Origin of the sequence: Prevotella sp. OH937_COT-195 (assembly GCF_003932845.1) — a bacterium.
Classification (GTDB): Bacteria; Bacteroidota; Bacteroidia; order Bacteroidales; family Bacteroidaceae; genus Prevotella.
Map to the genome: position 1 here is coordinate 21,219 of NZ_RQZH01000012.1, position 24,101 is coordinate 45,319.

At 45.0% G+C, this 24,101-nt stretch carries 20 protein-coding genes and 1 pseudogene; 13 read left to right on the top strand and 8 right to left on the bottom strand.

Translation table 11 applies throughout. From position 1 onward, the window contains the following. Window positions 1-106: 106 nt before the first annotated feature. The 8 genes from EII32_RS06100 to EII32_RS06130 form a co-directional block, all read right to left on the bottom strand. Complete coding sequence (locus EII32_RS06100; RefSeq protein WP_233582321.1) at window positions 107-481, bottom strand: HU family DNA-binding protein; 375 nt, start codon at window positions 479-481, stop codon at window positions 107-109. 25 nt (window positions 482-506) lie between these two features. After that, entirely contained in the window at window positions 507-671 is a 165-nt protein-coding gene (locus EII32_RS12115) for a hypothetical protein (RefSeq protein ID WP_158611139.1), read from the bottom strand. A 2-nt stretch (window positions 672-673) separates the two neighbouring features. Next, window positions 674-2,341: a leucine-rich repeat domain-containing protein gene (locus tag EII32_RS12120; protein WP_125234555.1), complete on the bottom strand. Its 1,668-nt coding sequence runs from the start codon at window positions 2,339-2,341 to the stop codon at window positions 674-676. A 78-nt stretch (window positions 2,342-2,419) separates the two neighbouring features. Continuing rightward, window positions 2,420-2,632, bottom strand: a complete 213-nt coding sequence (locus EII32_RS06110) for a hypothetical protein (protein WP_233582322.1) — start codon at window positions 2,630-2,632, stop codon at window positions 2,420-2,422. A 590-nt stretch (window positions 2,633-3,222) separates the two neighbouring features. Then, window positions 3,223-4,302 carry a tRNA 2-thiouridine(34) synthase MnmA gene (gene mnmA / locus EII32_RS06115; protein ID WP_125234608.1) on the bottom strand — a complete coding sequence of 360 codons (1,080 nt, stop codon included), beginning with the start codon at window positions 4,300-4,302 and terminating at the stop codon, window positions 3,223-3,225. A gap of 3 nt (window positions 4,303-4,305) precedes the next feature. After that, complete coding sequence (locus EII32_RS06120; RefSeq protein WP_125234556.1) at window positions 4,306-5,769, bottom strand: DUF1846 domain-containing protein; 1,464 nt, start codon at window positions 5,767-5,769, stop codon at window positions 4,306-4,308. Between the two features lie 129 nt (window positions 5,770-5,898). Continuing rightward, window positions 5,899-6,366 carry a PaaI family thioesterase gene (locus tag EII32_RS06125; protein ID WP_125234557.1) on the bottom strand — a complete coding sequence of 156 codons (468 nt, stop codon included), beginning with the start codon at window positions 6,364-6,366 and terminating at the stop codon, window positions 5,899-5,901. Between the two features lie 27 nt (window positions 6,367-6,393). Beyond that, a complete protein-coding gene (locus tag EII32_RS06130) occupies window positions 6,394-7,092 on the bottom strand; it encodes a tRNA1(Val) (adenine(37)-N6)-methyltransferase (RefSeq protein WP_233582323.1) in 699 nt (232 codons plus the stop codon). 93 nt (window positions 7,093-7,185) lie between these two features. Here EII32_RS06130 and lon point away from each other — a divergent pair, with 93 nt between their 5' ends. The 13 genes and pseudogenes from lon (at window position 7,186) to EII32_RS06190 (ending at window position 24,030) form a co-directional block, all read left to right on the top strand. After that, window positions 7,186-9,639 carry an endopeptidase La gene (gene lon, locus EII32_RS06135; RefSeq protein WP_125234559.1) on the top strand — a complete coding sequence of 818 codons (2,454 nt, stop codon included), beginning with the start codon at window positions 7,186-7,188 and terminating at the stop codon, window positions 9,637-9,639. After that, entirely contained in the window at window positions 9,636-10,763 is a 1,128-nt protein-coding gene (gene tgt, locus EII32_RS06140; protein ID WP_125234560.1) for a tRNA guanosine(34) transglycosylase Tgt, read from the top strand. The genes lon and tgt overlap by 4 nt, the downstream gene beginning before the upstream one ends. Before the next feature lie 125 nt (window positions 10,764-10,888). Further along, entirely contained in the window at window positions 10,889-12,031 is a 1,143-nt protein-coding gene (locus EII32_RS06145; protein WP_125234609.1) for an LptF/LptG family permease, read from the top strand. A gap of 56 nt (window positions 12,032-12,087) precedes the next feature. Then, window positions 12,088-13,368, top strand: a pseudogene (locus EII32_RS06150) (DEAD/DEAH box helicase); the annotation flags it as partial. Between the two features lie 119 nt (window positions 13,369-13,487). Further along, window positions 13,488-14,195, top strand: coding sequence for a cell division ATP-binding protein FtsE (locus EII32_RS06155; protein ID WP_125234562.1), 708 nt, complete (start codon window positions 13,488-13,490; stop codon window positions 14,193-14,195). Between the two features lie 21 nt (window positions 14,196-14,216). After that, entirely contained in the window at window positions 14,217-15,536 is a 1,320-nt protein-coding gene (locus EII32_RS06160; protein ID WP_125234563.1) for an aspartate kinase, read from the top strand. Between the two features lie 33 nt (window positions 15,537-15,569). Continuing rightward, window positions 15,570-16,694: a glycosyltransferase gene (locus EII32_RS06165; protein WP_125234564.1), complete on the top strand. Its 1,125-nt coding sequence runs from the start codon at window positions 15,570-15,572 to the stop codon at window positions 16,692-16,694. Between the two features lie 42 nt (window positions 16,695-16,736). Next, the gene (locus EII32_RS06170) at window positions 16,737-18,713 is read left to right on the top strand and encodes a fructose-1,6-bisphosphatase (protein ID WP_125234565.1); all 1,977 of its coding nucleotides are present in this window, start codon (window positions 16,737-16,739) and stop codon (window positions 18,711-18,713) included. 237 nt (window positions 18,714-18,950) lie between these two features. Next, window positions 18,951-21,314, top strand: coding sequence for a carboxypeptidase-like regulatory domain-containing protein (locus EII32_RS06175; RefSeq protein WP_125234566.1), 2,364 nt, complete (start codon window positions 18,951-18,953; stop codon window positions 21,312-21,314). Between the two features lie 103 nt (window positions 21,315-21,417). Then, a complete protein-coding gene (mce, locus tag EII32_RS06180) occupies window positions 21,418-21,822 on the top strand; it encodes a methylmalonyl-CoA epimerase (RefSeq protein ID WP_125234567.1) in 405 nt (134 codons plus the stop codon). 26 nt (window positions 21,823-21,848) lie between these two features. Continuing rightward, complete coding sequence (locus tag EII32_RS06185; protein WP_125234568.1) at window positions 21,849-23,402, top strand: acyl-CoA carboxylase subunit beta; 1,554 nt, start codon at window positions 21,849-21,851, stop codon at window positions 23,400-23,402. A gap of 23 nt (window positions 23,403-23,425) precedes the next feature. After that, window positions 23,426-23,578 (top strand): hypothetical protein, encoded by a 153-nt coding sequence (locus EII32_RS12385; protein ID WP_199741405.1) that lies wholly within the window; start codon window positions 23,426-23,428, stop codon window positions 23,576-23,578. A 20-nt stretch (window positions 23,579-23,598) separates the two neighbouring features. After that, the gene (locus tag EII32_RS06190; protein WP_125234569.1) at window positions 23,599-24,030 is read left to right on the top strand and encodes an acetyl-CoA carboxylase biotin carboxyl carrier protein; all 432 of its coding nucleotides are present in this window, start codon (window positions 23,599-23,601) and stop codon (window positions 24,028-24,030) included. The last annotated feature ends 71 nt before the right edge of the window (window positions 24,031-24,101 follow it).

Sequence of the window (24,101 nt, forward strand, 5' to 3'; positions counted from 1 at the left end):
ACTGAAAAGTTTGATAATAAGTTGTGGCTCCGGGCAGGTTCGCCCCATGGTCGTGCCTCTGCCCGTTTGCCGTGCGTGCCGCCCGCGGGGGGCTACACCTCGTGCGTCACCACGCGCTGCACCACCTTTGCCTGCTTGAGCATTTCCTTGCGTGGGAAGAACTGTATGCGTGGCGTTTTGAGGGTTTCGGCGGTGACGTCCTGCCTGCTTTCCACGCGCTTCCGGTGGAGATGACCTTGAATGAGCCGAGGTCTGCCAGGTCGATGGCTCTTCCGGCGAACATCTCTTCGCGGACGATTTCCGCCAGGGCGGTGATTGCCGAGCGCACATCGGCGCGCGAGAGGGCTGTGAGGTTGATGATGCGGTCTTCCACCTGCTTGGCGGTTATCTTGTCCTGCGCCACGGGTGCGGCGTAGAACATGGTCTTGCCTTTGTTTTTGCCGATGCGCATCATTTCGGATTTTACTTTGTAAATCAACATATTTTTTATTTTTTAATGATTATACTTATGCGGCTCTTGCCGCTTTGACGATTCCGTTTTCGTCGTTCCTTAGGAAGCCCTTTGGTCGTTCCTTGGGAAGCCCTTTGGTCGTTCCTTGGGAAGCCCTTTGGTCGTTCCTTGGGAAGCCCTTTGGTCGTTCCTTGGGAAGTACCCTGTCGTAGCGGGGCACTCTTACTCCCCGGCGTAGTCTTCCCAGTAGTTGCCGTCATTCCACTTCACCGTCCAGCCCTTCTTCTTGATGGCATTAACCTGCGCGGGGGTGAGCGTCTGCTCCTCGTAGAACCTCTTGTAGTAGAGTATTCCGCCTGAGACGGTGGGGAGGCTGAGTTTGGCGTAGGTGAGTTGGTTGCCATAGCAGCCGATTATTGTCAGTTGCGGGCAGCCGCTCACGTCCAAGGCGGTGAGTTGGTTGTCGTTGCAGTAGAGTGTTTCCAGTTGCGGGCAGCCGCTCACGTCCAAGGTGAGTTGGTTGTCGTTGCAGTAGAGTGTTTCCAGTTGCGGGCAGCCGCTCACGTCCAAGGCGGTGAGTTGGTTGTCCTCGCAGCCGAGTCTTGTCAGTTGCGTGCAGCCGCTCACGTCCAAGGCGGTGAGTTGGTTGATGTAGCAGTCGAGTCTTGTCAGTTGCGGGCAGCCGCTCACGTCCAAGGCGGTGAGTTGGTTGCTGTTGCAGAAGAGTAGTTTCAGCTGCGTGTTGCGGCTCACGTCCAAGGCGGTGAGTTGGTTGCCATAGCAGCTGAGTCCTGTCAGTTGCGGGCAGCGGCTCACGTCCAAGGCGGTGAGTTGGTTTTCGCCGCAGCCGAGTCCTGTCAGTTGCGGGCAGCCGTTCACGTCCAAGGCGGTGAGTTGGTTGCCGCCGCAGTAGAATTCTGTCAGCGTGCCCTTGACGGTGAGGCTCCGGGCGGTGAGCGTGTAGGTCTTCTTGAGGTATTTGGTACCGTCGCCGTCGGCAATAGTTTCCGACGCTGTTTCGTCTGCTCCCGTCACTTCGGGCTTGTCGGTCTCGGCGAAGTAGAGCGTGACGCTCTCGCCCACGGCTTTCGCGGTGGTGAGGGTGATGGTGGGCAGTTCGCCCGGGTAGTCTGCCCAGTTGCTGCCGTTATAGTGCTTCACCGTCCAACCCTTCTTCTTGATGGCTTTCACCTGCTCGGGGGTGAGTGTCTGCATGTCGATGATGCCGCCCTTGTAGCGTAGCGTTCCGCCGGAGACGGTGGGGAGGCTGAGTTTGTCGTAGGTGAGGCAGTTGTTGTTGCAGAAGAGCTCTTTCAGTTGCGTGTTTTGGCTCACGTCCAAGGCGGTGAGAGAGTTGCCGGCGCAGTTGAGGTTTGTCAGCTGCGTGCAGCCGCTCACGTCCAAGGCGGTGAGGGAGTTGCTGGTGCACCGGAGTGTTTTCAGCTGCGTGCAGCCGCTCACGTCCAAGGTGGTGAAGGAGTTGTCGCTGCATTCGAGGTATGTGAGCAGCGGGAAGCGGCTCGCGTTGAGGGCGTCGAGGGCGGTGTCTTCGCAGTTGAGCTTGGTGATTGTGCCCTTCAGGGTGAAGGTTTGCGCCTTGAGCTTGTAGGTCTTCTTGAGCCATGTGGTGCCGCCGTAGCCGACGATTTCCGATCCGGTTTCGTCTGCTCCCGTCACTTCGGGCTTGTCGGTCTCGGCGAAGTAGAGCATGACGCTCTCGCCCACGGCTATCTTGGCGGTCAGGGTGATGACGCTTTCTTGGGGCGTGGTGCCGCCGTTGTCGTCGTCGTTGTCACTCGAGCATGCCCCGAGGGCGAGGCTCATCATCACTGTCGCTGCAAGGGCGAGCGCTTGGGCTGCCATGCTTGCAAGGAATTTGTTTGTTCTCATTTTCTTGAAATTTTAATGTGTTTGAAATAAAATATGTGTTTGAAATAAAATATGCAATAAAGTGTATTTGTCGCTGCATTACCTTATTATTAAAGGATGCCGGCGAAGAAACTCACGATGCGCTGCCACAATGTGCGCCCGAGGCGGAGGGGTGCCATCGGCGTTCAATCCGCGCCGCTCCAGTTCGATGTCGATCATCTCGCGAACGGTGTCGAGCAGTTGCAGGCGGTCGTCAAGAAAGCCTAAGTCTTCCTTGTCATGCCGCTTGGGGGCTGTCGTTCTTCCGTTCATACCTTTTATAATTTGAACAGTTGCCGGAATTTTTCCATACGTGGGAAAGCGTGTTTCGTCACTGTTGATTGTCATGGTGCAAAGTTAAGCACAAAAGTGGCTGACCGACATTGCAAATCCTGCCAAAAATATTGCATAATCGGACATTTTGCATACTGCCAATCTTGCACCATCGGACATTTTATGCTCGCAACACACTAATTACCAACAAATAGCACTGACATATTTGCAGATTTTAACAAATGTCGGTTTTTTTGAGAAAAAAGAGGCTTGCGGGGAATTCATTCATAAGATTCCGACCACAACACGAAAAGCCGCAACAGGGTTTTCGATGCCTGTTCCGGCTGAAGTCATATTTGTTTAGATGTTGATTTCAGACAAATTCGCAAGCCATTGCTGATACGGGGTGCCCGTCAGGCGGGCAAATCTAATGCCGTAAGAGAACTCGGAAAGCAATTCCGCCACTTTGTGAAGGTGAACCTTGAAAAGGAAGAAACATGAAGATAAGAATACAATTAAAAGTAGATAAAAACTACACATAAAATCTTGAATACCTACTATTTAACTCATTAAGTCTAATTACATTCTTCTTACAAAGCAAGTTCACCGGAACCATAGCATTTGTGATGTTGTTCATCGTAAACGACACAGAATTGCCCAGGTGCGACACCTTGTATTAGCGAATCCGAACATACCGTATAAGAGCCATTGCCATTTTTTATCAACGTAGCATGGTGAAATTCGGGAGTATGACGTATTTTAAATGTAACTATTTCAGGAAGTTCTTTCTCTGTAAGGAAATGGAAATCCTTTATTTCAAATTCTTTTTTCCAAGCTTGACACGGTTCATATCCATTTGCCACATATAATATGTTGTTTTCAATATCCTTACGCACTACGTTCCAAGGTCCTCCCCCAAAACCAAGACCATGTCGCTGCCCAATGGTATGAAACCATAATCCGCGATGTTTACCCAAGACCTTTCCCGTTGCAATATCAACCACGTCTCCGGGATTTTCGCCAAGATAACGCTTTATGTAATCATTATATTTTATTCTCCCAAGGAAACATATTCCCTGCGAGTCTTTACGCTTTGCATTGACGAGATGCTCGCGTTCTGCAATCTCACGCACCTCATCTTTCATAAAATGACCTATCGGGAATATGGCTTTCTCCAATTGCCAATCATATATTTGTGCGAGGAAATCGGTCTGATCCTTAACCGGGTCAGGACTCGTAGTAAGCCATTTCTTCCCGTTGATCCACTCGGTTTGCGCATAATGCCCCGTTGCAATGATGTCGTATGCATGTCCCATTTTCTCGTTAAACGCCCCGAATTTTATCAGGCGGTTGCACATAATATCAGGATTGGGCGTTAAGCCGGCTCGCACCTTGTCAATGGTATATCTCGTAACCTTGTCCCAATATTCTTTATGACAATCCACCACATGTAGTTTGCAGCCGTATTTTGCGGCTACAGAGGCTGCCATTTCGAGATCTTCTTCAGAAGAACAATCCCATTCCTCGTTTTCTTCCGGTCCAATCTTTATATAAAAGCAATCGGGCGACAATCCCATTGAAGCAAGTTCGTGTACAACAACAGAACTATCCACTCCGCCGGAAAGCAAGACTGCGATACGTTTATCCTCGATTTCTTCAGTTTTTATCATCATCTATTTCTTTACCGGATCAAATGTTAGTCCACAACCGAGTTTCTTAAAAATCTTGCGATCAACCTCGCTAAGCATTACCGTGGCATGCACCTGACATCCGTCTAACATTGGCAATGTGTCGAGGGCACGACGGCAATTATCGTCTTTTTGGCTCAATACTGCAAGTGCCACAAGTACTTCGTCTGTATGAAGTCTCGGGTTATTTCCATGTAACATTGATGTCTTCATTCTCTGTATGGGCACTATCATCTCTTGTGGAATAAGTCTTACCTCGTGGTTAATTCCTGCCAAATATTTAGTGGCACTCAACAGCAATGCAGCACTGGGACCAAGCAAAGGAGTTGTATCAGCCGTTATCAGTGTGCCGTCAGCCAATTCTATGGCGGCAGACGGTGTTCCGGAACGCAGTTTACGCTCGTATGCAGCCACCGTGCACGGACGATAAGCGGTGGTAAGTTTCATCTGCTTCATAAGCAGCACCAATTTGTTTACCTCGTGATCATCGTTCTTGCCGTCCGTCATGTTACACAACGCAGTATAATAGCGACGTATTATCTCTTGTTTCGAAGCCTCGCAACATTCTTTGTCATCACTTATACAGAAACCGGTCATGTTAACACCCATGTCGGTGGGCGACTTATACGGACTTTCACCGTATATACCCTCGAATATAGTATTCAGAACCGGAAATATTTCAATGTCACGGTTGTAGTTGACGGTGGTTTTGCCGTATGCTTCAAGATGGAAATGGTCAATCATATTGACATCATTAAGATCGGCTGTTGCCGCTTCGTATGCCACATTAACCGGGTGTTTCAGCGGAATATTCCAAATAGGGAATGTCTCAAACTTGGCATATCCTGCCTTAATGTTCTTACGGTTATCATTATACAATTGACTCAGACACACTGCCATCTTACCACTTCCGGGACCTGGAGCGGTAACCACAACAAGAGGACGTGTTGTCTCAACATAGTCGTTTTTCCCGAAACCTTCATCAGAACCAATCAGTTCCACATTGGCAGGATAACCCTCTATAATATAGTGATAATATACTTTTATCCCCCCTATCCTCTCAAGGCGTTCCCTGAACAACACCGCACTCGCCTGTCCGTTAAATTGTGTGATGACAACACTGCTTACGAAAAGCCCGCGTTCGGTAAACACTTCTTTCAGTCTCAGCACGTCTTTGTTGTATGTTATGTCCAAGTCTCCGCGAACCTTATTACGTTCTATGTCTTCTGCACTGATTACGATAACGATTTCCACATCATCTTTTAGTTGCATCAGCATGCGTAACTTGCTGTCAGGTCGGAAACCCGGCAACACACGGCTCGCATGGTAGTCGTCGTAAAGTTTTCCTCCAAACTCCAAGTATAGTTTGTCCCCGAATTGTGCTATTCGTTCTTTTATATGCTCCGACTGAATACGGAGGTATTTCTCGTTATCAAAACCAATCTTCATAAAAACAATATAATGAAAAAATGATAAGATTTGAATTCAAATCGCAAAATTAATAATTCTCCGCGATATTACGTTGTTAAAAATAAATAATTTGCCAAATATTTTTCATTTACCAGACAAAAACAAAGGTCATTCTTCCACATCACATGATTCAAATCCCATTTCGCGAGCCTTGTCTCCGTTCATGCAAAAATACGTCACACGCCCTTCACAGCACACTTCTCCCGAAGAATTTTTAAGCACAACGTCAACAAACACAAGATTACGTTTTCTCTCAGCAATGTGCCCTCTGATTTCAAGTTGTGGCTCCGTTGTCATTACGGCCTTGCGATAATGCACGTCAAGATGTGTCGTCATTCCGCTTGTCTGTAATTTACGAAATACGACCCAGCCTGCCGTTTCATCCATCAGAGTTGCTATTATTCCACCATGCAACGTATTTATCCAACCTTGATAATGTTCACCGGGTTTCCAAAAACTTACCACATCGTCTCCGTCTTCCATAAAAGTCATACGCACACCTATTGGATTATCCTGACAACAGCCAAAGCAGTCATACCCTTCCCTATGTGTCCACGGATTAATAATCTTTTTCATTAGAAACACTTTGTAACAGATTGTATTTTAAAATTTTATCAAAAAATCGCGAGTAATATTAACATACCATTCCGAATACACTGAAGGAGCACTGAAAATTATTCCATGTTCTTCATTCAGTGAAGCCGGAGAGAGTGAGAATGTCATTAGCAATCTGCGCGGAGATTTGTTTGGTGTGGTACATATTGAACATTTGCGAACAAGAAAAAAACCACTTAAAACGGCAGAGGTCTCCACTTTCGACAACGCATCAGCAGGTATTATTATAGAAAACAGTCCGTTTTTCAGCAATAAACAACGTGCGTTGCAAAACAAATCATCGAATGGTAAAGCCACGGAATGGCGTGCCAAAGTGCGTTTTGCATCAGGAGAAATCAAAGATTGTGTGAAATATGGAGGATTGCAAACTATCGAATCATAACATTCCTTTCCGTCAAACTGTTGTAACGAAGAGCATTTAACAACCACCCTTTCGGCAAAAGGAGACAGACTGACATTCTCTTCTGCCTGCAATGCGGCATCCGGATCTATGTCTATCGCCATCACAGAGGCATTAGGAAAACGTTGCGCCATCATAAGGGCAATAAGCCCCGTGCCTGTGCCGACATCAAGTATATGCCTGCCGCCTGCCGCCCATGCACCAAGCAAGATTCCGTCGGTACCTACCTTCATGGCTGCTCGTTCCTGTCTGATATTAAATTGCTTGAGTGAAAAATCGTTGCCCACGACTGCAAAGGTACGAATATTTTATAAGTTATAATCAAGAATTAGGAATTAATTTAGTAACTTTGCACCCGATTTATACATATTAAAAAAGAAATGAGCGAAAGACAAAATAATCAATTCTCTATGATTGCCGACTACGAAGGTGATGTAAAACATCTCTTTGAAGCACCGGTTGACGGCAAGATGCCCATACTTGCCACACGAAACCTTGTGCTTTTTCCGGGAGTCGTGACACCGATTCTTATCGGCAGGCAAAAAAGCAGACTGCTCGTGGAGAAACTGAAAAAATCTCCCGACACCCTGATGGCGGTTCTTTGCCAACGAGACCCCGACATGGAAGACCCTGCGGGAAAAGATCTCTTCACATACGGAGTTGCAGCAAAGATAATACGAGTTCTTGACATACCCGGACAAGAAGACAGAATAACTGTAATAGTGCAGAGCCTCGGGAGAATTATGCTTAAGAAAATAGTCCGTCAATCCCCCTATCTCATCGGCGAGGTGGAGAGTGCGCCGGAAGCGATCACGCCGATAAAAGACACAGAATACAGTGCCGCAATAGAGGACATGAAACGTGCCTCGATAGAATATATCAAGAAAAACGAAGACATACCCGACGAGGCACAATTCGCCGTGAACAATATCAGCAACGATGTCATCACGGCTAATTTCCTATGTTCAAGCCTTCCGCTCGAACTTCACGAGAAAATGATGTTGCTCGAAAAGAACAGCACCAAAGAGAGAGTGTTCGCACTGCTCAAAATTCTGTATCGCGCAACTCAACTGGAACAAATAAAGCAGGACATAAGACTCAAGACACGCGAGGACATAGACGAGCAGCAAAGGGAATATTTCCTGCAACAGCAAATAAAGAACATCCGCGAAGAACTCGGTAACAACGAAGGCTCTCCAGAGAGGAAAGAACTCCTTGAAGAGGCTGTGAAGAAGCAGTGGAACGAAGACGTAAAAAAAGTATTCCATAAGGAATTGGACAAGTTGGACATGCTAAACCAGCAAAGTCCGGAATACTCAATGCAGATGAACTACCTGCAGACGATGGTCGGACTGCCATGGGGAAACTATTCGCAGGACGACCTTGACTTAAACCGTGCGCAGAAGATACTTGACCGCGACCATTACGGACTTGAAAAGGTAAAAGAACGCATTTTGGAATACATGGCCGTGCTTAGTCTCAGGGGAGATTTGAAATCGCCGATACTCTGCCTTTACGGCCCACCGGGAGTCGGTAAGACGTCTCTCGGCAAGAGCGTGGCAAAAGCCATGAAGCGAAAACATGTGAGAATGAGTCTCGGAGGACTGCATGACGAGTCTGAAATTCGAGGACACCGTCGTACATACATAGGAGCCATGCCGGGAAGAATTATCAAGAACATACAGAAAGCAGGCTCTTCAAATCCCGTTTTCATACTTGACGAGATTGACAAGATTACACAGAACACCATAAACGGCGACCCTTCGTCGGCGATGCTTGAGGTCTTAGATCCCGAACAGAACAATGCTTTCCATGATAACTATCTCGATGTGGACTATGACCTGTCGAAGGTTCTATTTATAGCAACCGCTAACGACCTTAACACCATACCGAGACCTCTGCTCGACCGTATGGAATTAATAGAGGTGAGCGGATATACTACCGAGGAGAAGATTGAAATTGCAAAACGACATCTCATCCCGAAAGAGAAAGAAAGCACCGGTCTCGACGAAGAGAAAAAACTCGCTTTCAACAAGGCGGCAATAGAGAAGATTATCGAGCAATACACACGTGAAAGCGGTGTGCGTCAATTAGAGAAGCAAATAAACAAAGCTCTGCGCAAAATGGCTTTTATAAAGGCGCGCGAGGGCGAACTGCCATTCCTTAAAATAAGTGCAGACGAAATAGAAGGGCTGCTCGGAAAACCACCGTTCTATCGCGATATTTATCAAGGCAATGACTATGCAGGAGTTGTCACGGGGTTGGCATGGACAAGCGTGGGAGGTGAAATCCTCTTTATAGAGACAAGTCTTAGCAAGGGAAAAGGTTCTAAACTTACACTTACCGGTAACCTTGGCGATGTTATGAAAGAAAGTGCCGTACTGGCATTGGAATATGTCAAAGCCCATGCCGACGACCTTAAGATAGACTATCGCATTTTCGACAATTGGAATATTCATATCCATGTGCCGGAAGGTGCCACTCCGAAAGACGGTCCAAGTGCCGGCATAACAATAGCAACGAGTATAGCATCGGCTCTTACCCAGCGTAAAGTGCGCAAGAACACGGCAATGACCGGCGAGATAACCCTGCGTGGAAAGGTACTTCCCGTTGGCGGAATAAAAGAGAAAATACTTGCTGCAAAACGCGCTGGAATATCAGACATACTATTGTGTAAGGACAATAAGAAAGACATCAATGAGATACCGGAAAAATATCTCAAAGGAGTATGTTTCCATTATGTGGAAAACGTGGGTGACGTATGGAACTTTGCACTCACGGAAGAGATTGTCGCACACCCTGTAAGTTTTGATATAGAAGAGAAGAGCCTATGACTTTCGAACTTCAACATACAGACAATGCAAGCGATGCCCGTGCAGGAGTGATAACAACAGCACACGGAAAGATAGAAACTCCGATTTTCATGCCGGTAGGAACGGTAGGCAGTGTCAAGAGGGTTCATTTCAACGAATTGCGTCAACAAGTTGGAGCACAGATAATACTTGGCAACACATACCATCTATATCTCCGCCCGGGACTTGACACTTTGTATAAAGCCGGAGGCTTGCACAAGTTTATTTCATGGGACAGACCGATGCTTACCGACAGTGGCGGATTTCAAGTATTCTCGCTTGCCGGTATAAGGAAACTGACAGAGGAGGGCTGCATGTTTACCTCTCACATCGACGGCTCACGTCATTTCTTCACGCCCGAGAACGTAATGGATACCGAGCGAACGATAGGTGCAGACATAATAATGGCTCTTGATGAATGCCCGCCGGGCAAGAGCGACTACGAGTATGCACGCAAAAGTCTCTCCATGACACAACGATGGCTCGACCGTTGCATAAAGAGATTCAATGATACAGAACCGCGATATGGCTATGAGCAAAGTCTTTTCCCAATAGTACAAGGTTGCACATATAAGGACTTAAGGCGCGAAGCGGCAAGATTCATCGCTGACAAAAATGCCGACGGAAATGCAATCGGCGGTTTGGCTGTTGGCGAACCTACGGAGGTTATGTACGAAATGATTGAAGTGGTGAACGAAATTCTCCCGAAAGATAAACCGCGATACCTCATGGGAGTTGGCACTCCGCAGAATATTCTTGAAGGAATAGAAAGAGGTGTCGATATGTTCGATTGTGTGATGCCGACGAGAAACGGCAGAAACGCGATGCTGTTTACCTACCAAGGTACAATGAACATGAGAAACAAGAAATGGGAAAACGATTTCTCACCCATAGATCCGGACGGTTGCGATATAGACCTCATACACACCAAGGCATATCTGCATCATTTGTTCAAAGCACAGGAATTGTTGGCCATGCAGATAGCAAGCATACACAATTTGTCTTTCTATCTAAGACTCGTGGGAGACGCACGCCGACATATCATTGCGGGAGATTTCGTGTCATGGAAGAACAGTATCGTGGAACAACTCGGGAAACGAGTTTAAAAATAGTTGTATAGCGTATTCATAATAACAACAACAATTTGGAATACCACAATATAAGACGACGTAGAAGACCACTTAAAGCCATAAGGGCGGCAAGAAAGGCTTTGACACCCGTTTCAAGGACAATGAAATGGGCAGCAAGATACATGGTATGGTTGAAATATTTCAACCCAAAGCGTTATGTCAAGATACTCGACTGGTATATTATTAAGAAATTCATAGGAACCTATTTCTATGCAATAGCACTTATCATATCTATCTCCATAGTTTTCGACATAAACGAAAACCTCGCAAAATTCACACAATACCATGCTCCATTAAAAGCAATCGTCTTTGACTATTATGTAAACTTTGTACCATATTTTGCCAATCTTTTCTCTCCGCTCTTCGTATTTATAGCCGTTATCTTCTTCACTTCCAAACTTGCAGGCAACAGCGAAATAATCTCCATGCTTGCCGCAGGTGTCAGCAAACGACGACTCATGCGCCCGTACATGATTTCAGCGGCACTGATTTCGGCTCTCACTTTCTACCTCGGCTCGTATGTCATACCCAATGGAACGGTAATTCGCCAAAATTTTGAAACACTGTACAAGAACAAAAAGAAGAACACGGCAGCCGAAAACGTTCAGATGCAGGTGGGCAAGGGAGTGATTGCATATATCCAGTTCTACGACAACAACAACAAGCGGGGATATGGTTTCTGTCTCGACAAGTTCGAGAACAAGAAACTTGTAAGTCACATGACTGCCACAGAGATACAATATGACACGATAGCAGACTCCAAATATCACTGGCACGCCACAAACTGGCGCATCAGAGACATGAGGGGCATGCGCGAGAAAATTACCAACGGAGCAGTAATTGACACGATCTTGATGATGGAACCGACCGACCTTGTGTTTTCAAAAGGACAGCAAGAAACATTCACGAGTCCGCAACTGCGAGAATATATAAGCAAACAAATCAATCGTGGTTCGGGCAACGTTGTTCAGTATGAAGTGGAATACCACAAACGCATAGCATCGTCGTTTGCTTCGTTCATCCTTACCACGATAGGTCTTTCGCTGTCGTCACGAAAACGAAAAGGTGGTATGGGAATGTATCTCGGAATTGGGTTGGCATTGAGTTTCGCCTACATAATGCTGCAAACAGTATCGGCAACATTCGCGATTCAGGCTAACACGCCGGCAATGCTCGCGGCATGGATTCCCAATATAATATTCGGAGTGATTGCATGGTTATGTTATAGGAAGGCACCGAACTGACGATTATGTTGCAGTATGTGATATAAGATAAAAATGAAAATAAAAGAAACACCGATATGGAATTTTACGATTTAGACCTCAACGATAACACCCTCGACGCACTCGATGACATGAACTTCCACACCTGTACGCCCGTACAGGAGAAATGTATCCCCGAAATCCTCGACGGACACGATGTCCTCGGAGTGGCACAAACGGGTACGGGAAAAACTGCTGCATATCTGCTCCCGATATTGAGCATGCTCGATGACGGCGGCTTTCCACACGATGCGATAAACTGCATAGTAATGAGTCCCACACGAGAACTGGCACAACAGATAGATCAGACAATGCAGGGTTTTGCATACTACATGCCCGAAGTGAGCAGTGTGGCTGTATATGGCGGCAATGATGGCAACCGTTACGACCAAGAGTTCAAGGGAATGAAAATGGGGGCAGATGTGATAATAGCCACACCGGGCAGGCTGAAGAGCCACATAACCATGGGGAATGTTGACCTCGGGCGCGTCTCGTTCTTCGTCCTCGACGAGGCTGACCGCATGCTTGACATGGGATTCAGTGAAGACATCATCGCCATTGCCAAATTACTTCCCGACACCTGCCAAACGATTATGTTCTCGGCAACCATGCCAAAGAAAATAGAGGAACTGGCAAGGACGCTCCTCAAAAAACCTGTTACGGTGAAACTCGCGGTAAGCAAACCGGCAGACAAGATACAGCAGTCGGCGTATATATGCCACGAGACACAGAAAATTGACATACTGAAGCATCTTTTCAAAGGGAACAAACTTAGTCGCGTGATAATATTTTCAAGTTCAAAACTGAAAGTAAAGGATATTACACGAGACCTTAAACGCGTCGGAATAAACTGCGACGAGATGCACTCGGATCTCTCACAACAACAGCGCGATGATGTGATGTACCGCTTCAAATCAAACCAAATTGATGTTCTCGTGGCAACAGACATCGTTGCACGCGGCATAGATATAGACGATATTGCAACGGTTATAAATTTCGATGTTCCACACGACTCCGAAGACTATGTACACCGGATTGGAAGAACGGCTCGAGCCGACCGCGACGGGGTTGCGATAACACTCGTAAGGGGCTGGGAGATAGTAGATTTTATAGAAATTGAAAGATTTCTCGGATACGAGGTTAAAAAGAACACATTGCCGGAAGGCATAGGCGAAGGACCGGAATATGTGCCGATGATAAAGAAAGGAAGACACGGCGGGAAACCGCGAAAATACCATTCTCGAAGCGGAAAAAGCGGAAAGGGGATTCCTAAAAGAGATGGACGAAAAGGCAGAAGGACGGAAAACAAGAAGCAAAACAGACAGAATTAGTAATCAAAACCGGCGAATTTGATTATCAATATCGCCGAAATTGCATTGCAATACCGCCTAAATTGCATAACATCGGATTGTTGACTACGACTTAAAAGTATATAGACATGCTTATAGATTATAACAAGGTAAGTATTTATCGAGACGATTTGTGCGTTCTCAAAGACATTGATTTCAATGTCGATGAGGGAGAGTTCGTGTATATAATCGGTAAAGTAGGCTCCGGCAAGAGTTCGCTTCTAAAAACATTATATTGCGAACTCGACATCGAAAGTGCTCAGAAAGCCGAGGTTCTCGGAATAGATTTAAAAAAAATAAAGCGCAGGGAAATACCCGGATTACGCAGGGAAATGGGGATAATTTTCCAAGATTTCCAACTTCTGCATGACCGCACGGTGGAGAAAAACCTTGATTTCGTGCTGAAAGCAACAGGATGGAAATCTGCCGAACGCAAGCAGAGGATAGAAGAAGTTCTCGAGGCTGTGGGACTATCGGACAAAGCCGGAAACATGCCACACGAACTGTCCGGGGGAGAACAACAACGGACGGCCATAGCAAGGGCATTGCTCAATAATCCGAAGATTATCATTGCAGACGAACCGACGGGCAACCTTGACCCCGAGACGGCAGGCAACATCATTTCGCTGTTGAGAGACATAAGTCTCACAGGTACTGCCATAGTGATGTCAACCCACAACATTCCGATGCTTGACAAATTCCCGGGGATAGTTTATAGATGTTCCGAAACATCTATAAACGACATTACAAATACTTACAACAACATTGACCTCACAGAGGAAAAGGAAAGATCGTAACGTTGAAAAACAAGATATAATATGAAAGTAATGAAATTCGGCGGTACCTCTGTAGGTTCTCCGGAACGCATAAAGGACGTATCATCATTGTTGACAAATGTAGGAGAACCTGTTTTCGCAGTACTCTCGGCAATGTCGGGTACCACCAATTCGCTCGTAGAGATTTCAAATCATCTATACAAAAAGAATCCCGACAAGGCAAACGAAGTTATAGACAACCTTGAAGCGGCATACATGAAACATGTTGAGAAATTATATTCTACGGAAGAATATCGCACCACAACACGCGAATTCCTGCGCGAAAGATTCAACTTTCTACGCTCTTTCACGATTGGACTCTTCACGAGTTTCGAGGAAAAGAACATTGTGGCACAAGGTGAGATAATGAGTACGAACATGATGGTGAACCACATGAAAGAGAACGGACACGATGCCGTGTTGCTCAATGCTCTCGACTTTATGAGAACAGACAAGAACGAGGAGCCGGACACTAAATATATCCATGACAAATTGAATGGTATAATGAGTGTTGAAGACGGGCATCGGGTATATGTCACACAAGGATTCATCTGTCGCAACGCATACGGCGAAACAGACAATCTACGGCGTGGAGGGAGCGATTATACGGCATCGCTAATCGGTGCCGCAATAAGTGCAGACGAAATACAGATATGGACAGACATTGACGGCATGCACAACAATGACCCGCGAGTCGTTGAAAAAACGGAAACCATCAGGCAACTGCACTTCGAGGAAGCTGCGGAACTTGCTTATTTCGGTGCAAAGATTCTACACCCCACATGCATACAGCCGGCACAACAAGCCGGTATACCCGTACGCCTCAAAAACACGATGCAGCCGGAAGCACCGGGCACTGTCATTAATGATGAGAAAGTGAAAGGAAAGATTAAGGCAGTAGCCGTAAAAGACAATATAACGGCGATAAAGGTAAAAAGTTCGCGAATGCTTCTTGCTACAGGTTTCCTTCGCAAAGTGTTCGAGATATTCGAAAGTTTCCAAACACCCATTGACATGGTGGCAACGAGCGAGGTGGGTGTGTCGATGAGTATAGAAAATGACTTACACCTTGATGAAATTGTCGAGGAACTTAACAAATATGGTACAGTAACGGTTGACAGTGACATGTGCATAGTCTGCGTTGTCGGCGACCTTGATTGGAACAATGTTGGTTTCGAAACGATAGCGGCCGACGCTCTGAAGAACATTCCGGTAAGAATGATATCATACGGAGGTTCTAACTATAACATATCATTCCTTATACGCGGAACAGATAAAAAACGGGCACTGCAAAGCCTGTCGGACACTCTGTTTCATAAATAAAGGGCATGTAAATGCCACATTGTAAAGATTATAATGCTGAATACGATAATAATATCAATACTTGCAATAGTAGCCATAATTTCGCCATTGTTAAGCATTTACATGCGGAGACAAAGGTTCGACACTCCCGATGTGGAAAGTGAGGGGTTGCCGGTGTCGGTAATTATAGCCGTACATGACAACGCAGAGGAATTGGAAAGCAATCTGCCCGCATTCCTCGGACAAGACTACCCTCCGGGATTCGAAATTATTGTCGTAGCGGCTAAAAGTGAAGACGGAACCGAAGACGTACTCAAAAGGTTTAAAGGAAATGAAAAACTTTATACAACATTCATTCCTGACTCTTCGAGATACATAAGTAGGAGAAAACTTGCACTCACACTCGGAGTAAAAGCCGCACACCACTCTCTGCTTCTGTTCACGGATATTACATGTCGTCCTGCCTCCGACAAATGGATAGAGTCGATGGCAGGTTGCATGAAAACGGGTAAAAATATCGTAATTGGCATGACGGTCTATGATGAAGATACCCCCCTACCCTACCGCTTCCAACGTCTGTATGACGACATGGCACATGCCAACGAAGCCTCATTCGGAATTGCATACAGTTCTGCAAGCAAAAATATAATGACACTTCGTGACGACTTTATGAACCGCAGAGGGTTTGAGGGGAACCTGAAATACATGCGTGGAGAATATGATTTCATTATAAACAAGTATGCGGCAAAAGATTGTACGGCCGTAACAAATTCGCCGGATGCACTGCTTGTTGAAAAGTGTCCGACAGATAGGGAGTGGCGCAACCACCGACTGTTCTACATGGAAACACGCAGGCACCTGCAAAGGAAGACGAGACACAGAATGCCACTGTTGATTGATGGTATTTTATTATATTCAAGTTTGTTGCTCCCGATTGCAGCAACAGCATACGGCGCAATGTCAAACGACATTACCGTTCTTGTTTCCGCACCGACTGCCATGTTGTTTTCAGTAGTGTTGAGGAGTGTGATTGCCCGCAAAAGGATGGCACAGTTCTTTACCGAAATTCCTGCATGGAAAATCGTTCCGCTTGAAGTCGGAAGTCACCGGCAGAAACTTATCCACTGGTTGGCATACAAGCGAGCCGACAAATACGATTTCATTACGCATAAAATATAATTTCCAATCTATCTTAATATTAACTACAAAAAATCTAACGCTATGAATCAGTATGACATTGTAAAAGACATGCGCTATCTGGAATTGCTTTCGCATACATTCCCGACAGTGGCAGATGCAAGTACGGAGATTATAAATCTCCAAGCAATTCTTAATCTTCCCAAAGGAACAGAACACTTCCTTGCAGACATACACGGTGAGTACGAGGCTTTCCAGCATGTGTTGAAAAATGCATCGGGCAACATTAGGAGAAAGGTAAACGAACTCTTCGGAAACGAAATCCGCGAAAACATCAAACGAGACCTGTGTACATTGATTTACTATCCGGAACAAAGATTGGAACTGATAAAGAAAAAGGAAGAAGATCTGAAAGAATGGTATCAGATTACCATACACCGGCTTGTAAGAGTGTGCCGTGAGGTTTCGTCTAAATATACTCGCTCGAAAGTGAGAAAATCACTACCACAGTCGTTCTCGTATATCATTCAAGAACTGCTGCACGAACGTCCGGACGATGTAAACAAGAGTGCATACGTTTCTGCAATCATAGAAACAATTATATCAACCGGCAGAGCAGACGATTTCATAATTACAATATCTAACGTGATACAACGCCTTGCAATAGACCAACTGCACATTCTCGGCGACATATATGACCGCGGTCCCGGGGCACACATCATAGCCGACACACTGAGCAAATATGGTTCGTGGGATATGCAATGGGGAAACCACGATATATTATGGATGGGCGCAAAGGCAGGAAACGATGCCTGCATCTGCAACGTTCTGCGTGTCTCGATGAGATATGCCAACCTTGACACACTCGAAGACGGGTATGGAATAAACCTCGTTCCTCTGCTTTCGTTCGCACTCGATACCTACGGCGACGACCCATGCACGGAGTTTATGCCAAAGTGTGGCAAAGACGACATGATGGACGATCGTACAAAACTGAGGATTGCACGGATGCACAAAGCCATTGCCGTGATACAATTTAAGGTCGAGGCGGAACTTTTCGAAAAATACCCACAATGGAAAATGCAGAACCGCGAACTATTGAAAAATATAGACTACAAACGAGGCGTATGCACAATAGAAGGCAAGGAGTATAAAATGACAAGTTGTAATTTCCCGACCATAGACCCTAAAAACCCGAACAAACTTACAAAAGAAGAAGACGAATTATTGAAAAGGCTGCACGACTCGTTTGTACACAGCGAGAAATTGCAACATCACATGTGGACCATGCTCTCGCATGGATGCATGTACTCGGTGTTCAACAATAACTTGCTGTTTCATGCTTCAATACCGCTTAACCAAGATGGTACGCTGAAAGAGGTTGAAATTTACAAAGGCAGAAAATATAAAGGGAAAGAACTTATGCACCACACCGGTATGCTTATTCGTGCCGCATTCCAGAACGACTCTTCTCCAAAAGAAAAAGAATATGCAATAGACTATTTCCTGTATTTGTGGTGCGGACCGGACTCTACGTTGTTCGACAAGGCAAAGATGGCAACATTCGAACGTTATTTCCTTACCGACAAAGAAACACACAAAGAAGAGAAAGGTGTGTTCTTCCACATGCGTGACAATGAAGAAGTTATGGATAGAATCATGGACGACTTCGGACTGACCGGTTCCAACCGCCACATTATCAACGGCCATGTGCCGGTGCATGTCACAAAAGGTGAGAATCCAATAAAAGCGAATGGAAAACTTATGGTGATAGACGGTGGATTCTCGCGAGCATATCATAAGGAAACAGGAATCGCAGGATACACATTGGTATATCACAGTCGCGGATTTGAACTCGTGCAGCATGAACCATTCACAAGTGCCGAGGATGTGGTAAAAACCGGTGCAGACATCAAAAGAACCACACAAATCGTGGAAATGTCGTCACGACGCATGAAAGTGGCTGACACGGATAAAGGCGTCGAGTTACGCAAACAGATAAGCGACCTCGAAGAACTACTCTACGCATATCGTCATGGCTTTATAAAGGAGATGCGATAAACATATTTATCCGATATTGCTTTAAACTAAACAGTGAATTACGTCTCGTTTCATGGTCTTCCGTATTAAAGATTGTGAACGGGACGTAAACTGATTAACAAACAATTTGAAGTCACATTAATATTACATGTCTTTGTTTTCCGAGATAAAAAGAATTATAAAGCTAACTTTACAATACTCATTAACTCGAAATATTACATACTACATTTGCAATAATATTTGTAATACATCGTTATAATGAAGATGAAAAGAATAATATCAAGTCTCTTGTTTATCTTTGTTGTAGCAACAACATTTGCTCAGTCATTCACGTTGCAAGGGCGTGTAACCGATCAAGAAAACAATCCGGTGGAACTCGCGTCAGTAGTCAGTCAGGGAAAACTGACAATGACAAACCTCAACGGAGAATTCAGCATGGAATTACAATCGGCAGACTCTGTAAGTGTAAAGTTTTCTATGATAGGATACAAAACAAAGACAAGAGTGTTACGTCGTCCGAAAGGGAAACTTACATTACAAGTACAACTGCTTGATGCCGGACTGCTTGATGAGGTCGTGATAACAGAGCGGAGACGACAGACAGGTACAACTCAGGAAATAGACACGAAACAACTCGGTACCACACCATCCGCTTCAGGAAACAAAGTGGAAGAACTGATACAACAACAAGCCGGAGTAAGTACGCATAGCGAGTTGTCATCACAATATAACGTAAGAGGTGGAACGTTCGATGAAAATTCTGTATATATAAACGATGTTGAAGTGTACCGCCCTTTCCTTGTACGTAGCGGACAACAAGAGGGACTGTCGGTAATAAACGGAGACATGGTGGAGAAAGTAGGCTTCTCCACCGGAGGGTTCGAGGCAAAATACGGCGATAAGATGTCATCTGCTCTTGACATAACTTATAAACAACCTAAGAAATTTGAAGCCAATGTAACGGCAAGCATGCTCGGAGCAAGTGCATACGTCGGATTCGGAACAAAGAAAATATCATGGACAAACGGTTTCAGATACAAGACTAACAAATATCTGCTCGGTTCGCTTGAAACGAAAGGAGAATATAACCCTTCATTCATTGATTATCAGACATACTTAAGTTACCGGCCAAACAAGAGATGGACTATTGACTTTATAGGAAACATTTCGGACAACCATTATAATTTCGAACCGGAAGATAGGGAGACTAATTTCGGTACCATGGAGAACGTAAAGTCGTTCAAGGTATATTTCGACGGACAGGAGAAAGACTTGTTCCGTACATTTTTCGGTTCACTGAACATTACACGGAATTTCGGAGAAAACACAAAGGTATCGCTCATAGGATCGGCATTCAAGACACGCGAACAGGAAACTTATGACATTCAGGGACAATATTGGCTCACACAGACAGAGACAAGCGAAAACCTCGGTGTGGGTACATATATGGAACATGCGCGTAATTACCTTAATGCCACCGTTGCAAGCATGAGACTTATGCTTAGCCATAAAACAAGAAAACACGATATTCGAGCAGGTATAACATTTAAGTTAGAAAATATAGAAGAAAATACACGGGAGTATGAAATGAGAGACTCAAGCGGATACAGTGTGCCACACACTGGAAAAGATCTGTATATGATTTACTCACTAAACTCACATAATAAACTGAAAGCTAAAAGAATAGAAACATACATTCAAGACACTTACAAATTCTCTTCTGGCGATAATTTCTTTACACTTAACTACGGAGTGCGTTTCTCGCATTGGAATTTTAACAAGGAAAGCATATTCAGTCCGCGACTATCTCTCGGCATGGTGCCGGCATTCAACGACAATGTAACATTCAGGTTCGCCACCGGACTTTATTATCAGGCACCATTCTTCAAAGAACTTAGGGATACGATGACCATAAACGGGGTGACACATGCAAAATTAAACGACAAAATAAAGAGCCAACGCTCAATACATTTCATTGCAGGAATGGACTACAGATTCAAGATGATGAACCGACCATTCAAATTCTCGGCAGAAGCATATTTCAAGTTGCTTGGAAACCTTGTGCCATATTCGGTAAACAATGTAAAGGTTGTGTATGATGCAAGTCAGCAGTGCAACGGGAATGCGATGGGGCTCGATTTGAAATTGTTCGGGGAGTTTGTAGAGGGAAGTGACTCGTGGATAACGCTCTCCGTAATGAATACAAGAATGAAACTCAACGGACACAACATACCGTTGCCCACCGACCAGAGGTTTGCACTCAATCTGTTCTTCACTGACTATTTTCCGGGGACGGACAAATGGAAAATGGCATTGAAACTCGCTTATGCCGATGGACTTCCATTTGGAGCACCACACCGCAGACTCGATATTATGCCGTTCAGGGCAGCAGCATACAAACGTGCAGACATTGGCATGAGTTTCAGGGCTTTCGATAATGAAAAGAGACAAAAGAAAAGTATTTTCAGGAATGTTTGGATTGGCATAGACTGCCTGAATCTGCTCGGAATAAACAATGTCAATTCATACTATTGGATTACAGATGTGACCAATCAGCAATATGCAGTACCAAACTATCTGACAGGCAGACAGATTAACGGAAGAATTCTTCTTGAATTCTAACGAATTATATTTATAATTTATTTAATTGATAAAATTGTATCATTTAAAAATAAATTTCGTACCTTTGCAGACATCATATAACCATTTATATATATAAAATATTATGAAGATATCTCACATTGAACATTTGGGCATTGCCGTCCAAAGCATTGAGGAAGCACTACCCTATTTCGAACAGGTACTCGGATTGAAGTGTTATGCGGTAGAAGTGGTTGAAGACCAAAAAGTTAAGACTGCATTCTTGAAATGCGGTGAAACGAAATTGGAACTTCTTGAACCAACATCACCGGAGAGTACTATACAGAAATGGCTCGACAAAGGAAACAAAGGAGTACACCACGTTGCTTTTTGCATAGAAGACGGAGTGTCAAATGCCCTTGCAGAATGTGACGAGAAAGGCATACGTCTCATTGACAAAGCTCCACGCAAAGGTGCAGAAAAACTTAACATTGCATTCCTTCACCCGAAATCAACATGTGGTATCCTAACAGAACTTTGCGAACACTAAGTGTCATAACAAATATAAAATAAAAGATGAGCAAACAATTAGAAAAAATCAAAGAGCTTATCGCCAAGCGCGAGCAGGCTCGTCTTGGAGGTGGCGAAAAAGCCATTGAAAAACAGCATGCACGCGGTAAATATACAGCACGCGAGCGCATAGATATGCTTCTTGATGAAGGCAGTTTCGAAGAAGTGGATATGTTCAAACTCCACCGTTGTACAAACTTTGGTATGGAGAAGAAACAATTCCTCGGCGATGGTGTCGTTGCCGGTTCCGGAACAATTGACGGACGACTTGTTTACGTTTTCGCTCAAGACTTTACCGTAAATGGCGGTTCTCTATCGGAGACAATGGCTGAAAAGATATGCAAGGTAATGGACATGGGTATGAAGATGGGGGCTCCTGTAATCGGCATCAATGACTCTGGTGGCGCACGCATTCAGGAAGGTATAAATGCACTTGGTGGATATGCGGAAATATTCGAACGCAATATCCTTGCAAGCGGAGTAATACCACAAATATCAGGTATCTTCGGACCGTGTGCAGGCGGTGCGGTTTATTCTCCCGCACTTACCGATTTCACACTTATGATGGAAAATACCTCTTACATGTTCCTTACCGGTCCGAAAGTGGTAAAGACCGTTACCGGCGAAGACATTGATCAAGAACACCTCGGCGGTGCTTCTGTTCACGCCTCAAAGAGCGGTGTCACACATTTCACTGCAAAGACCGAGGAAGAGGCTGTTGAGATGATAAAGACTCTCATCAGTTATATTCCACAGAACAACATGGAGGAAGCGCCTCGCAAGAAATGTACAGACCCGATAGATCGTAAAGCCGACATATTAAATGAGATTCTTCCCGATGACCCGAATAAGGCATACGATATGTATAAAGTCATCACAGCCATTACTGACGATGGAGAGTTCTTCGAGGTACAGCCTAAGTTTGCCAAGAATATAATTGTCGGTTTCGCACGTTTCAATGGTCAAAGTGTAGGTATTGTAGCAAATCAGCCTTCAGCATACGCCGGTGTACTCGATGTAAACGCAAGTCGCAAGGGTGCACGTTTTGTTCGTTTCTGTGATGCGTTCAACATTCCTATCGTATCATTGGTTGACGTTCCCGGTTTCCTTCCCGGTACGGGACAAGAGTACAATGCCGTTATTCTCCACGGAGCTCAACTCCTCTACGCTTATGGCGAGGCTACCGTTCCAAAGGTTACAGTCACTCTTCGTAAGAGTTATGGCGGTTCGCACATTGTTATGGGATGTAAGCAGTTACGCACAGACATCAACTACGCATGGCCGAATGCGGAAATTGCAGTCATGGGTGCTTCTGGTGCTGTTGCCGTACTTTATGCCAAAGGTGCCAAGGAAGCCGAGAATCCGGCAGAATATCTGGCAGAGAAAGAGCAGGAATACAGCGACTTGTTTGCAAATCCGTATCAGGCTGCCAAATACGGATATATCGATGATGTCATCGAACCGCGCAACACTCGTTTCCGCATCTGCCGGGCATTGGCACAACTTGCTACAAAACGCGACTCGTTGCCGGCAAAGAAACATGGCAATATTCCAATGTAAGGAAACATTTAACATTAATACAAATGAAACAAAACGAAGTATTTGCTGCCATTGCTCTTGCGATGCATGAATTTCAAGGCAATAATGTGCATGACAAGGAGACTGGTATCATTACCATAAAGGAACATCACTCCGATTGGTCTTCAAGAATACTCACGATGACAGCCCGTCCTTAACTTAAAACGTCTAATAAAGTATGAAAGAATACAAGTATAAAATCAACGGCACAGATTATGAAGTGCAAATCGGTGACGTGGAAGAGAACATTGCCACAGTAACCGTTAACGGAGAAGAATATAAGGTAGAGATGGAGAAAGAGGCAGAACCTGAAAAGAAGAAGGTTGTGGTAAACCCTGCCGCCGCAAAACAATCCAACTCTACGGAAAGTACCACAGCAAAGGGAAATGTAAATACCGCAAATGCCATAAAGGCTCCACTCCCCGGTGTAGTGACTGATATAAAGGTTGCAGTGGGCGATGAAGTCAAAGAAGGAGATACGGTAGTTATACTCGAAGCGATGAAAATGGCAAACAACCTTGATTCGGAGAAAAGCGGCAAGGTTACAGCAATTCTCGTTAAAGTGGGAGACAGCGTAATGGAGGACACTCCGCTTGTTGTAATCGAATAAGCACGACCTTGTTATTACAAATGAATAAAGGCATAGATATTAAATCCATGCCTTTATTCATTCTATAAATT

What these genes read in the sequence shown, in the direction of transcription:
- EII32_RS06160 (WP_125234563.1), top strand. Translation starts at nt 14,217, where the DNA reads ATGAAAGTAATGAAATTCGGCGGTACCTCTGTAGGTTCTCCGGAACGC.
- EII32_RS06165 (WP_125234564.1), top strand. Translation starts at nt 15,570, where the DNA reads ATGCTGAATACGATAATAATATCAATACTTGCAATAGTAGCCATAATT.
- EII32_RS06175 (WP_125234566.1), top strand. Translation starts at nt 18,951, where the DNA reads ATGAAGATGAAAAGAATAATATCAAGTCTCTTGTTTATCTTTGTTGTA.
- EII32_RS06170 (WP_125234565.1), top strand. Translation starts at nt 16,737, where the DNA reads ATGAATCAGTATGACATTGTAAAAGACATGCGCTATCTGGAATTGCTT.
- EII32_RS12385 (WP_199741405.1), top strand. Translation starts at nt 23,426, where the DNA reads ATGAAACAAAACGAAGTATTTGCTGCCATTGCTCTTGCGATGCATGAA.
- lon (WP_125234559.1), top strand. Translation starts at nt 7,186, where the DNA reads ATGAGCGAAAGACAAAATAATCAATTCTCTATGATTGCCGACTACGAA.
- EII32_RS06125 (WP_125234557.1), bottom strand. Translation starts at nt 6,366, where the DNA reads ATGAAAAAGATTATTAATCCGTGGACACATAGGGAAGGGTATGACTGC.
- mce (WP_125234567.1), top strand. Translation starts at nt 21,418, where the DNA reads ATGAAGATATCTCACATTGAACATTTGGGCATTGCCGTCCAAAGCATT.
- tgt (WP_125234560.1), top strand. Translation starts at nt 9,636, where the DNA reads ATGACTTTCGAACTTCAACATACAGACAATGCAAGCGATGCCCGTGCA.
- EII32_RS06190 (WP_125234569.1), top strand. Translation starts at nt 23,599, where the DNA reads ATGAAAGAATACAAGTATAAAATCAACGGCACAGATTATGAAGTGCAA.
- EII32_RS12120 (WP_125234555.1), bottom strand. Translation starts at nt 2,341, where the DNA reads ATGAGAACAAACAAATTCCTTGCAAGCATGGCAGCCCAAGCGCTCGCC.
- EII32_RS06185 (WP_125234568.1), top strand. Translation starts at nt 21,849, where the DNA reads ATGAGCAAACAATTAGAAAAAATCAAAGAGCTTATCGCCAAGCGCGAG.
- mnmA (WP_125234608.1), bottom strand. Translation starts at nt 4,302, where the DNA reads ATGATAAAAACTGAAGAAATCGAGGATAAACGTATCGCAGTCTTGCTT.
- EII32_RS06120 (WP_125234556.1), bottom strand. Translation starts at nt 5,769, where the DNA reads ATGAAGATTGGTTTTGATAACGAGAAATACCTCCGTATTCAGTCGGAG.
- EII32_RS06100 (WP_233582321.1), bottom strand. Translation starts at nt 481, where the DNA reads ATGTTGATTTACAAAGTAAAATCCGAAATGATGCGCATCGGCAAAAAC.
- EII32_RS06110 (WP_233582322.1), bottom strand. Translation starts at nt 2,632, where the DNA reads ATGAACGGAAGAACGACAGCCCCCAAGCGGCATGACAAGGAAGACTTA.
- EII32_RS06155 (WP_125234562.1), top strand. Translation starts at nt 13,488, where the DNA reads ATGCTTATAGATTATAACAAGGTAAGTATTTATCGAGACGATTTGTGC.
- EII32_RS06145 (WP_125234609.1), top strand. Translation starts at nt 10,889, where the DNA reads ATGAAATGGGCAGCAAGATACATGGTATGGTTGAAATATTTCAACCCA.